This window comes from Euzebyella marina (assembly GCF_014855515.1).
GTDB lineage: Bacteria > Bacteroidota > Bacteroidia > Flavobacteriales > Flavobacteriaceae > Euzebyella > Euzebyella marina.
Genome location: NZ_JACYFK010000001.1, coordinates 382,723 through 395,730, shown reverse-complemented (window position 1 = coordinate 395,730; position 13,008 = coordinate 382,723). Strand labels below are relative to the sequence as shown.

Annotated in this window: 6 protein-coding genes; 2 read left to right on the top strand and 4 right to left on the bottom strand. The window is 40.8% G+C overall.

Annotation, left to right across the window (positions count from 1 at the left end):
• Positions 1-25 precede the first annotated feature (25 nt).
• From IL356_RS01505 to IL356_RS01490, 4 genes are all read right to left on the bottom strand, one after another.
• A complete protein-coding gene (locus tag IL356_RS01505; RefSeq protein WP_121847550.1) occupies positions 26-2,209 on the bottom strand; it encodes a hypothetical protein in 2,184 nt (727 codons plus the stop codon).
• 35 nt (positions 2,210-2,244) lie between these two features.
• Positions 2,245-3,858 (bottom strand): RagB/SusD family nutrient uptake outer membrane protein, encoded by a 1,614-nt coding sequence (locus tag IL356_RS01500; RefSeq protein WP_121847551.1) that lies wholly within the window; start codon positions 3,856-3,858, stop codon positions 2,245-2,247.
• Between the two features lie 10 nt (positions 3,859-3,868).
• Positions 3,869-6,847 carry a SusC/RagA family TonB-linked outer membrane protein gene (locus tag IL356_RS01495; protein ID WP_121847552.1) on the bottom strand — a complete coding sequence of 993 codons (2,979 nt, stop codon included), beginning with the start codon at positions 6,845-6,847 and terminating at the stop codon, positions 3,869-3,871.
• Positions 6,848-7,119: 272 nt separating this feature from the next.
• On the bottom strand, positions 7,120-9,918 hold the full coding sequence (locus tag IL356_RS01490) for a triple tyrosine motif-containing protein (protein ID WP_121847553.1): 2,799 nt from the start codon (positions 9,916-9,918) through the stop codon (positions 7,120-7,122).
• Positions 9,919-10,126: 208 nt separating this feature from the next.
• Here IL356_RS01490 and IL356_RS01485 point away from each other — a divergent pair, with 208 nt between their 5' ends.
• On the top strand, positions 10,127-10,435 hold the full coding sequence (locus IL356_RS01485) for a hypothetical protein (RefSeq protein WP_121847554.1): 309 nt from the start codon (positions 10,127-10,129) through the stop codon (positions 10,433-10,435).
• A 202-nt stretch (positions 10,436-10,637) separates the two neighbouring features.
• Positions 10,638-13,007 (top strand): TonB-dependent receptor, encoded by a 2,370-nt coding sequence (locus IL356_RS01480; protein WP_121847555.1) that lies wholly within the window; start codon positions 10,638-10,640, stop codon positions 13,005-13,007.
• The last annotated feature ends 1 nt before the right edge of the window (position 13,008 follow it).

Below are 13,008 nucleotides of genomic sequence, written 5' to 3'. Positions count from 1 at the left end.
GTCATGGTAGTTTTTTATAAAGAGACTATTTGTGAAAATATACGTTGTCAATAAAAATGGTCGAGTTTGCGGCCGGTCTTCCAACGTATATGAGTTGGGCAATATTGGCTTTGGTGGTCAATCCCGTAAAATCTGATAAGGGAATATCTAACGAAAGCCATGTGTTTTGCTCAGGATTTGCAATCGTTATTTCATGTTCAACGTCGTCTCCCGCGCCATCGTAAGCACCATTGGCCCCGAAGTCTACCAATTTTATTCTAATCTCCGTAGCATCGGCAGTCCATACATCGGTATGAAAATGCGTCATGTCGGAAGCGTCTATTTGGTTGTTGACCGTTTCTATACCAACAAAATCCAGACCACTATACTTCTTAACATCGTTACCCCCAACCAGAATATCTTCAAGGGTAGCGACCGACCAATCGGTCCTCCAAGTATCTACAGGTACGTTACTATAAGTACCACTGAACAGTGAAATAACATCGCCATTGGGTAGGGTGGGTTCTACTGCAGCTGTTGTAGGTTCGGTAATAGGTGGATTGTAGAAATAAATGTTATCAAAGAAGATGGTACCATTACCATCAAATTTTAACTGAATGACCTCTGATAAGTCTACAACCCCAGAAAATACGGTTAGGGGAATGTCAACACTGACCCATTCACCATTCGTGATGTCAAAGGAGTAAGGTGTTTCAGCAGGCCCGGGACTAATGAGATAACCATTTAATTCCGACGAATCGGACGTCCAATAATCAATGTGCAGCATGGTCATTGCCGATACGTCTATTGACGATTCAAACTGAGTGCCCTGATAGTTTAGATTTTCATACTTTAGGGTGTTATTACCGGCAACATCAACTTGTGAAACAACGGTTGACTGACCCCAAGGTGGATTGAAATCGGTACCAGCTACATTGGTAAATGTATCACTGAAAATAGAAATCACATTACTTTCGTCTGAGGTCGGTACTGGGGCACCCATTATGGGCTGATTAGACACTCCGGCTTCATTGTAAAAGTAAACATTGTCTATGTAAACGGTATTTTGTTTTGATGGTGCGCCCACATATATCAACTGCGAAATGTTGGCCTTTGTGGTTAAACCTGTAAAATCGCTCAACGGTAAATCGATTGACATCCACTCTTTTTGGGTGAGATTTTCAATGATAAGCTCGTGTTCGGTATCATCACCGCCATCAAAAGCTCCATCGGTCCCAAAGTCTACCAATTTTATTCTTAACTCCGTGGCATCTCCTGTCCAAATATCGGTATGAAAATGTGTCATATCGGTAGCGTCAATCTGGTTGGTCACCGTTTCAATGCCAACAAAGCTAAGTGCACTATATTTTTTGACGGTATTATCGTTAATAGCAAGTTCTTCCAAGGTGGCATCTGACCAATCGGTACGCCAAGTATCAACCATTACATCGTCATATAAATCGCTAAATAACGAAATCACTTCCATAGGGTCTACGGTCGGGTCTGCAGCGGGAGTCGTTGGTTCCGAGCTTTCTTCGGGTTCTTCGACCTCGCCTCCTTCGGTCATTGTAATATCATCGAAATAATGGGTAGAAGGCGCACTTTTTTCCCCATTAAAATCAAAGAACAATACAAGTCTGTCAAACTTGTCTGAATCACTGGGTGAAAATACAAAAGACAACTCTTCCCACTCATTGGCGACGGTTGTGGTGGTTTGAACTTCTTTGGATATAGAGCCATCGGTACTATCTTCAAACTTCAATAATACTATTTGATCTGCGGTAGGAGCATATACCTTAACGTTTACGGTCTGATTGACCGAGAAATCAACCTTACTGGCCAAATCAAAGAAGAAGCCGGCCCAAGGTTCGACCCCATCTGTCTGGTCGTATTGTACCACTTTTTTTGATGTATTGATACCTGAAGAATCTGGATTTTCAACATATTCTAGGGTAAAAGAACCATCCTTTTCGCCAAAAAAGGTAACCTCAGGTCCGCCACATTCAAAATCGATGCCTTCAGCAATTTCTGGGGTCATTGTTGAGAACGTGCAATCAGAACCCGGTTCAGGTTCTGGTTGTGGTTCTGGAGCTACGTATGCAGAGGGTGGTGGCGTATCGTCTTCTTGCTCGCAGGATATCAAAGTAACTACAAACCCGAAAGCAACTAGTAACGAAATAACGGGAAGTCGGGTGCCAACTTGCTTGCGATTGTTTCTAAACTTCTTCATTGTTTAATTTTTTAAATGTGCTTTTGGATAATCGATTAATTATAACCATCGTTTTGAGGATAGCTGGGCCCCAAAAGATCCATTTGTTGTTGAGGAATTGGCCAGTTCTTCATGTATTCCCTCAGTAGGGTTTTAGGATTTCCTTCCGGGTACGATTCGTTCATATTGTCATTGTTCATATGATCGGAAAGGTATTCGAACAATTTTCCAGTTCTTTTAAGTGTAAACCACCTTTGTCCCTCAAAAGCCAATTCACGAGCCCTTTCTTCTAAAATTGTTTCTAAATCGATAGATGCTATCGGTTCGGTATTGGCTCTTTCTCTAACTGCATTGATATATTCAAGTGCCTTACTGGTATTGTTGAGCATCATATGTGCTTCGGCACCTATCAGATAAGTTTCTGCCGAGCGATAAATCATGATGTTCTTAAAATGGTTACGATCGGTAGGCTCAACGTTTTCGTCAAAGAATTTTAGAATACCTGGGTTCTGTCTTCTGTAGTAAAGCATGAACTCATTTTGGTCGGTATCGCTATTTTCATAAAGGTCGAGCGGTTCACCTATTTGTTTGCCTGCCGGTATACCTGGCTCATCATTGTAGGCGTATTCAAAAATGTAATAGGTGTTGTTCTTTCTGTTATCGTTAGGGTCTTCATTCAATAGGTCGATGGTGTACTGGTTCAAAGAAATGAAGCCGGCACCGGCACCACCATTTTCTACCGATTGAATAAGACCGGGGGCATCTGAGTAAGCAGAAATCATGTTCCAATTCATTATATGAGGGTTGCCACCCCCAATAGTTTCCCTTTCAAAATTGATAGCTAAAAGGGTTTCTGAATGGTTCAATTCATCGGCAAATACATCTTCGGTTGCCACTAAAGCGTGATTGCCGCTAGTAATTATTGCATCGGTTTGTGCTGCAGCTTCCGTCCAATCTTCTTCCCACATGGCCACTTTGGCACGAAGGTGTCTTGCTGCCCCTTGTCCCCATCTTCCAAACTGTTCAGGGTTGTAATCAAGGTTTTCGATGGCAAAATCCAAATCGGACCTAAGCAAAGCGAAAATTTCTTCAACAGATGATTTGTCTTGTGGAACATCAAACGCGTTCTCAGGGGTTGTTGGTTCTGTGGTAATGAAAATATTGTTGAACAGCCTGTAAAGCGTAAAATAAGAATTGGCCCTCATAGCCTTGGCCTCCGCCAGAATTTGGTTTTTTCTTCCAACCTCTAAATCGGTGATAGTTTCAGCACTCTTGATAATGGCGTTACAACGATCCACAATTCTGTAGTGGTGTACCCAATGAGCATTTATGCCCGAGGTGGTGCCATAATCGCCTAAACTAGCGCCCCAAAGTAGCCTGCTGTATAGAGAGACTTCACCGGTAATACCAACTCCTAAATCTCCCTTTGCCTGCAATATTAATGGATAGGTACCATTAAGGCTCAAGTCTTGATAGATTTCGCGGTTGAGGCTATAAAGGCCTACAACGGCCGACTCCAAACCTTCAGGGGTAGAGTAAAGAAAGTCAACAGAGGTGTCTGAGCGTAACTTATCCCCAAGAAAATCATCCTCACAAGAAGAAAATAATACAAGGGTCAGCAGCAGTGTAAACCACCTTTTGTTCAGTAAATAAACGTTTATATTTTTCATATCAATTTTATTAAAATCCGAGTTTGACACCTACCGTAATGTTTCTGGTCTCCGGGAATGCCGAGGCATTTTGATCATTGTTGTTTAAGGGAGTTTGCTCAGGGCTATAACTTCTAAAGTCTGTAAATGTGAGCAAGTTGGTTCCGGTCAAATAGACCCTGCTTTGGCGTATGCCCATTTTTGAAAATGTCTTTTGCGGAATGTTATAACCCAAAGACAAGGTTCTTAACCTCACATAAGAGGCATCGCGAACCGCAAAAGAATAGAGATGCAGGTGCGTATCGGGTTTGGGTCTTGGATAATCGGTCGATGGGTATTCAGGGGTGTAATATTTTGCCCGTATACCATTGATGGCCCCTTTCCAAAGTTCTCCGTTGGCCAAAACGGGATTTAATCGAGTGGCACCTTGAACCATATAGATATCCGCAAAGAGGTCAAAATTCTTATAGCTAAAGGTATTAGTGATAGACCCGTACCAATCCGGATCGGTATTGGTGAATACATTATCTCTATCATCAATTTGGCCATTACCGTCTTGATCCACTACCCTTACATCTCCGGGTTGGGCCAATGGGTTGCCTGAACTGGCAATATCATCACCTTCTTGATAAATACCATCGTACTGTGGTAACCATATATTATTGATCGATTGGCCAATCGAAAGGCGTCGGCCAGAGCTATCGGTAATATCTATCTGGTTACCATTGTCATCAAGTTCACCTGTGAGCGATATGACCTCATTCTGGTTTCTCGAAAAAACAAGGCCTAAAGACCATCTGAAATTTTCTGTCCTTATGAAATGGGATGTAAGTGATGCTTCTATACCTTGATTTTCCAACTCGCCCACGTTAAACCGTATCACATTAAAACCGGTGGTGCCGGCAATAGATCGGTCGAGGAGTAAATCGGTCGTATTAGCCTTGTAGTATTCGAAAGTACCCTCGAACAAGTTGTCAAAAAGCCTAAAGTCTAGCCCCGTATTTAGGGTAGTCGTTGTTTCCCATTTGAGGTCAGGATTGGGCAGTCGCGATGAAGCTGTAGCCCCGGCCACGGTTTGGTCTCCGAAGACATAGGGTCGGTCGTCTGCCACACCTAACGATTCCAAAGGATTGATTCCCTGATTACCTGTCGCACCATAGCTGACCCTTAGTTTCATTTCATTGATGGCACTTATATCCTGGAGAAAGGTTTCGTTGTGCATTTTCCAAGCTAGGGATACTGCCGGGAAGAAACCCCATTTGTTATTTTCGGCGAAAACCGAAGCCCCATCTGCCCTGGCGGTGGCTTCCAAAAGGTATTTGTCAAGATATCCGTAGCGAACCCTTCCTAAAAAAGAAAGAAGTCTCCGTTGCGAAACATCCCTAGGGTTGTTGAGTAGGGTAGTGGCATTGCCATTGTATCCCAGGGCGTCATTGGTAAAACCTGATTTATCGATTTGGGTATATTCGTTACTTTGTTCGTCAAAGGCCTGCACAGCAGTAATATTCAAGCTGTGATTTTCATTTAATTGAGGTTCGTAGTTGACGATGTTTTCTACCAAAACCTGTTTGAAAAGTGTGTTCGATAGCACCCCAAGCCCATCATTACCCTCGTCGCCGGCGGAGTGTAAAGAAGTGCGATAGACCCCTTGGTTCGTGTTTCTATTTCTTAAGAAGGTTTTTAAAGTATAGCTGAGGTTAGGAGTGAAGTTGTAGACCAAACTCAGGTTGATGTCCGTTAAATTGATTTTGGTCTCATCAGTTGATTCCCTTTGATCCCATAATGGGTTGACGGCCGTATTGGCGGAACCTAGGTAAAACTTTATCAGTTCACCGTTTTCGTCGAAGGGCTTCGCTAGAGGAGTAATGGTTGTAAAGTTTAGCCCACCTGTTTCCCTATTTTGTTTCGCGTTTTGGTAGTTGATAATCCCCCTGAACAGTAATTTATCGTTCAGTTGCTGTTCAATATTAAGTTTGAAGGTACCTCTGTCAAAACCAGAATTCGGAATGATACCTTCTTGACTAAAATAATTTAAACTCGAAAAAACTTTCGTTTTTTCACTACCGGCAGAAAAACTGAGGGCATGGCTCTGTATTACGGCGTCATTTAAGACCAAATCTTCCCAATCGACAAAATTGCGATTTTGGATGGCCTCTAACTCAAATGGGGAGAAGATATTTTCATCATTGAGATAAGCACCCGTAAAACGATTGCGATTTGCCTCCCTTCTTAGGTCGATAAACTGTTGGCCATCGTATTGATTGAAGTTTTTGGTTAATGTTTGTATAGTGGTGTAGCCGTGATAATCTATGGTAGCCTTACCTACCTTACCCGTTTTGGTAGTGACCAAAATAACCCCGTTAGACGCTCTTGAGCCGTAGATGGCCGTCGAAGAGGCATCTTTTAGTATTTCAATATTGGCGATATCGTCGGGTGCCACGTCATTAAGGTTATCAAAAGGCAATCCGTCAACGATAATTAAGGGTGAGTTGCCATTTGGTGCTACCGAAACATTACCACGAATTACAATATTGGAAGCGCCACCAGGTCTGGCGTCGCCCAAATTGACTTGAACACCTGCAGCCCGGCCCCTTAGCATTTCAGAGACGTTGGTAGTGGGTACTGTAGTAGACTCTTCAACATCAACACTGGTGACCGACCCGACCACATTGCTTTTCTTTTGTGTACCATAACCAACTACGATTACCTCTTCTAAAGCTTGAGTATCTTCTTCTAAGTTAATATTCAGATTCTCTTGACCGGCAACGGGTACTTCTTGTGTTTTATAACCGAGATAACTGAATACCAAAACAGCATCGTCAGGTACGTTCATAAGGGTGAATTCTCCATCAAAATCTGTTACGACCCCATTCGTAGTGCCTTTGACCAAGACATTGACCCCAGGTATGGGGCCTGAGGTATCGGAAACCGTTCCGGTAATAGTTTTCGTTTGGGAAAAACCAAAATAGGTACAAAACAGTACCATCAACATTGTAATGCCATATCTCATTCTAGAGCGATTTTGTTTGATGGTAAAGTAAAGGGCTTAACGAATTCTTAACAAAGAAGAGACCTCTATATAAAATCTACATTATTAAAATAAAGGGTTTAAAAATGAATATTATTTACTTTAGCACCTCAAATTATGCGGATTTACAAATAGTTTGGGCTTTTGTTGAATACTAGGGAATATGACTCTTTTTGTAAACAATACTAGCAAAGTAGAGTTAATGTAGAGGTATAATGTGGTACTGTAGAGTAAATGAACTGAGAGGTAGAGTTTTAAAAATTCAAAATATAGTCGGTAAGATTGTCTTGATGAGGAAGATTGAATTTTTTTCGAAGGCGATAGCGTTTCATTTCAACACTCTTGACAGAGATATTGATTAACGGGGCTATTTCTTTAGAGGATAGGTTCAATCGTAGGTAAGCGCATAATCTCAAATCGTTATTGGTAAGACCTTCATGTTTCTGTTTTATTCTCCTTAGAAAGTCTTTGTCTGCATTGTTAAAGGCATCTTCGAAGAATTTCCAATCATCTTCGCTATTTATATTTTTGTCAATGTCTTTAATGACCGATTTGATGTTTCTATCCTTCTCGGATACACTGTTTAGTTTTGATTTGATGTGGAACAAGAATTTATTCTTTTTCAGAATACTCATTGTCGAAATCGCCAACTCACGGTTCTTGTTTTCAATTTCATCTTGAAGTTTCTCGTTCATCAGTTGGGCTATGCGCTCTTTTTCTTGAAGTTTTCTTCGCTCAAGTTCTTTCTCGTTCTTTACTATGAGCGATTCTTGCTTCTTTTTATAATAAAGTTTATAAATTCTGTGAATGACCACGAATAGCAGTATGATTAAAAGAAGATAAATTAATAGAGCCCAATTGGAAAGAAACCAAGGCCTTAATACTTTAAAGTTGTAGGAGGCCATGTTCTTTGTTAGCTCATTACCTACTTTGGCGCGTACATTAAAGGAGTAATCGCCGAAGGGTAAATTGGTGAATGTTATTTCGGAATTGTTAGACCATTCGCTCCACTCGTCATAAATACCACTTAGGTTATACTGGTAGCGCACTTCGGTGTACTTGTCGTACTCAGGTACACTATAGTCAAACGTTATATTATTATTTGTATGCTCGAATTTCCCAGATTCTTCAAGAGAAGCCTTGGAAGCTATTTTGGTGTAATCTCCAAAACCGATATGATTGATTACTATCTGATGGTCTTGAGATGAAACCTTGTTTAAATTAAGAGATACATACCCGTTTGAACTACCGATAAGATATCTATCGTTTTTAACTCTTGATATATTCTCAAAGCCCGATACGCCAAGATTGCTAGTTAGACTGGTGGGCATAGAAATATTGGTAGTGCTAAGCTTACCGCTTAGTGTACTTTGAGTAATATACTTAACCCCGTTTTTGGTGAAAAACCATAGTTTTTGGTCAACTGAGTCAGGTATAATTATACTTATCGGCGCTTCATCCTTTGTAAAGATCATGTCTGTCAAAGCACTGTCGATAACTACATTTTCTAGATGATTGTCTACAGTATAGATACCAGTGAATGTCTTGTAAAATAACTGTTCTTTGAATCTGAATAAGTTAGAGCTATGATTTAGAGGTTCTTTATTCTTAAGTTCTTCTACCCGCTGCATTGCCGAATCTAAGGTAAGATGGTACAGCCCTTTCTGTTCATGGTTAATGATAATATTTACAGAATCAATCACTTCAAAAAACCGACTGGAGATTGAGAAGTCTTCGATTACATTTCGTAAAGCCCATGAATCACCTTTCTTTTCTAAGATGCTGAGGCCATTATGGTTGCCTTGCAAAATGAGTTTACCGGATTTTCCTAAAGGATGAAGTCGCCACGTACCAGGAAAACTGGAAATCAAAGACGCTCTATTATTCTTAATTACGAAGGTTCCGCTATTATGCCCGCAAAAGATGGTTTGGTCTATGACCTGAAGATTCCAAACTTGGCCTTCCGTTCCGGGGATTAGCTTAAAATTTTCAGTTGAATCGATTTTCCTAAAAAAGAGGCCCTGATTGGTTCCTAAATACAAAAATCCATCATGGTTGAGAGCCGAATATACCAAACCTATATTACCTAATTTGTCGACATATTCGCTAAAAGGAGAGTTCAGATTAAGAACGCTCACGCCATTATCTAACCCCAGCCAAAGATTGCCTTCAAAATCTTCAAACAATGAGAGAACGGTATTGTTATTTAGGCCTTTGGCCTGGTTGATGTTCCTGATAAGAATGCCCTCCGGCGAAAGGTGGTAGAGACCGTTCGAGATACTGCCCAACATAAAGCTACCATCGCTCAAACGAAGGCTGTTGTAAAGTTTTGCATTAATGGTATCCATATCTGTTGGCCAAGTGGTAAGAGCTTCTGAATCATGCTGATAAAACTTACCTTCTTCGGTCAATATGAGTAGTTGATTTTTTCTTTGGTATATGCCTATAAGCGGCTGGTTGGCCAAAATTTCATGGTTGTTGACAAGTACGGGTTCTCCATTCTCAATGGTAAACAAACCTTCCCCTATTTTTTGGAAATAAACCTTGTTGTTTACCAAATGAAGTTTTGCCTTGGCCGAGTTCGCTTCTATTATTTTAAAGCTTTGGTCTTGTTGGTCGTAAATATAGAGGCGGTCTAAAGAAAGAAAGATGACCCAATTGTCCATGATAAGAATATCCCAAAATTCTTCATCTTCCGAGAGTGGGTCTTTTAATTTTTCGGAAAGTGAGGTGTACTGTAGTTCGCCCGTCACATCTTTAGTCCAAAAGCCGAACTCTCTATAAGAACCGGTATAGATTTTTTCACCAGAGACTTTTACAGATCTTATTATTGACGGATTGGGGAGTTTGTAATTGTACCATTTGCTTCCATCAAACTCCAAGAGCGTGCTGTGGTTGGCAACGTATATCTTTTTCGTTATCGATTGGGAGATGGCCCAGTTCTGATATTCACCATTATAATCTTTGGGTGTGAAATTTTGAATAGGGGGCAACTCTTGGGCAAAGAGGCTAAAGTGAACGGTTACAATAAAGAGAGCAAGTAGTAATCTCAACTTTTTATTTTTAGTTTATTGTTGACCATAAAAATCAATAAGGGATTCAGTGACATTTACTATAATTATCAACGATACTATCGGTAAAACTTAACTATGTTATTTCAAATATAAAAATGAATCGAGCGAATGCCATTCAATTTTAACATCTCACCTTAAGACTATATTAACATGCTTTTTGGTTTGTTTTAGTAAGTTTGCGAGCAATATGGTCAACGGAAGACTTAAAAATTGTATCTCATACTTGTTGTTGCTGCTTTTTCTTTCTGTGAAAATGGCAGGCCTACACGTTTTGTCGCATTCCGATGATAATGACCACGCACTTCAATGCGCCGTTTGTGATCATACGACGGCCCATAATTTGATTCCGGCATTAACGCCAGATCTAGTTAGTGTAACTCTCAAAAATCTTGAGGGTATTACAAATGACGAGGTCAAGGTTCTTTACGCATTTATTAGCAACAGAAACCTTGACTCTAATCAGCTTTTCTCCAGGCCTCCTCCATTCACCCTATAAGTTTACCTGTATTTTATTCTGCTTTCAATGATTGCGTGACCACTTCTATGTGGGATACTGTCTCGTTGACTAAGTCTAGGTTATAACCTTTAGATAATTCTATAGGTAATTGAACCTTGACTAGACTGCATTATTTCTTTACAGGTTTTTGAAAAGCCATTCTTGGCAACGTATATCAAAACTTATAGTTCCCGTAATTCGCATGATTTTTAAAATATTGCGTGTATGCCTTCTTTTAGGTGTATGCACTTTAGCCTATGGCCAGAACACCTTCACGGTTGAGGGTGCCGTTCTAGACGCCATTACCTTAAAACCATTAAAGGATGTCAACATTCTTAATGCTTCTTTTAACGCTGTTTCCGATAGAAATGGAAAGTTTTTCCTTCAGAATGTTCCACTTGGTTCACATCAGATTAAAGTGACCCATGTGGGGTATGGCAATCAGATTGTTACAATTGATGTAGATGACGATTCGATGCCTTTGACCATTTTAATGAAGGAAAAAGTGACGAGTCTTGAAGAGGTAGAATTAATAGCCAAGACTGACCGAAGAAAGGCCCAAGAACTTTCAACCATATCGGTAGCTATTTCTGAAGACTTTCTCGAAAGCAATAGGGAAAATAGCCTTATGCAAACCTTGAAGAAAGTGCCTGGAGTCAGTACGATTACCATTGGGTCAGGGCAATCTAAACCTGTTATAAGAGGGCTGGGTTTTAATAGGGTAAGTGTCGTTCAGAACGGTATTAAGCACGAGGCACAGCAATGGGGCAATGACCATGGCCTTGAAATTGACCAGTACGGTATTGATAACATACAGATTATCAAAGGCCCGGCCTCTTTATTGTATGGGTCAGATGCTATAGCGGGAGTGGTCGATATTGAGCCTCCAAAAATTCCTGAAGTGGGTTCTTTTGAAGGTGAAGTAAACCTTTTAGGAGAAACCAATAATGACCTTTTCGGGGTATCTGCAGGTGCCCAAGCTAGAAAGCAAGATTGGTATTACCGAGGAAGACTGACATATAGAGACTATGCGGACTATAAAGTGCCCACAGATAGAATCAGGTACGAGAGCTACATTTTCGATTTGCATGAAAATAATCTGCGCAATACGGCAGGCACTGAAGCGAACGCTAGTGTGAGTGTGGGGTATGTTGGTGGCAAAATGAAGTCTGAGACGTTTATTAGTAATGTGAATGCCAAAAACGGATTTTTCGCCAATGCCCATGGTCTAGAAGTGAGAACGTCTTCTATAGACTATGATGAATCTAACAGAGACGTAGACCTACCTTATCACAAGGTCAATCACTTTAAAGTGACAAATAACACTACTTTCTTTTTGGATGAGCATACCGTGCGGGTAGATGTCGGTTTTCAAAACAATCAAAGAGAAGAGCACTCAGAACCCGTACCTCATGGATACATGCCAAAGCCTACTGATAGTAAGGAGCGTGTGTTTACAAAAAATACACTATCGGCAAATGCAAAAACTACTTTTAGGCCCAATTCGGCCCATGATATGGTCTTTGGCATCAATACCGAGCTTCAGAACAATAATATAGGAGGTTGGGGTTTTTTGATACCGGAGTATAAGCGCTATTCGGCCGGGGCTTTCGCTTTCGACCACTACAGGGTTAGTGATAATTTTCACATTCAAGGAGGATTGCGATATGACTGGGGACTAATGCAAACGGAAAGTTACACCGATTGGTTCCAATCTCGCATAGCGAATTCCGACGGCACCGTTTCCAATGTGTTTCTTCAAAGAGCCCAAAATAAGAACTTGACATTTCAGAATGTCAATGGTTCTGTAGGTATAAGTTATCTAAGAAACAAGACTACCTACAAAGTCAATATGGGCAAGAGCTTTAGAATGCCTTTGCCTAATGAACTTGCTTCCGATGGTGTCAACTATCACATGTATAGATACGAGAGGGGAAATATAGATTTGAATCCTGAACAGTCGTACCAGATAGATGCAGATGTAGACCACAGGGGCAAAGGTTATTATTTAGGGGCCAGTCCGTTTGTTAACTTCTTTGAGAATTTTATTTATCTAAACCCTACTTCCGATTACTACGAGACTTTACAAGTTTATGAATATGTACAGAGTAAAGTGTTCAGGTTCGGAGGTGAATTGCGAGCAGGAGTTGATATAACCAGTTCTTTTCATGCAGATGCCTCTCTAGAGTATGTCTATTCAAGACAGACCAGTGGCCCCAAAAAGAACTTTACGTTGCCATTTTCGCCCCCCCTTTCAGCATTGTTCTCTTTAAACTATGAGTTCGAAAATATCTGGTTGCTAAACAAACCGGTATTCAGTGCTGACTTAAGGGTAACCGCCAGACAAGATGATATTGTGCCGCCTGAGGAGGAAACCGAGGGGTATCAGGTATTACATCTTTCAGCAATGGCAGGTGTGCGGCTATTTGAGCAATTACCGCCGGCCCAAATTAGGGTGAAGCTCAATAATGTATTCCATACGGAGTACTATGACCATACCAGTTTTTACAGGCTCATAGATGTGCCAGAGGCTGGTAGAAATTTATCGGTCTCATTGACCTTTCCATTTTAAA

Excerpts from the sequence above, each read along its gene's own strand:
- IL356_RS01495 (WP_121847552.1), bottom strand. The coding sequence starts at position 6,847 with ATGAGATATGGCATTACAATGTTGATGGTACTGTTTTGTACCTATTTT.
- IL356_RS01480 (WP_121847555.1), top strand. The coding sequence starts at position 10,638 with ATGATTTTTAAAATATTGCGTGTATGCCTTCTTTTAGGTGTATGCACT.
- IL356_RS01500 (WP_121847551.1), bottom strand. The coding sequence starts at position 3,858 with ATGAAAAATATAAACGTTTATTTACTGAACAAAAGGTGGTTTACACTG.
- IL356_RS01485 (WP_121847554.1), top strand. The coding sequence starts at position 10,127 with ATGGTCAACGGAAGACTTAAAAATTGTATCTCATACTTGTTGTTGCTG.
- IL356_RS01505 (WP_121847550.1), bottom strand. The coding sequence starts at position 2,209 with ATGAAGAAGTTTAGAAACAATCGCAAGCAAGTTGGCACCCGACTTCCC.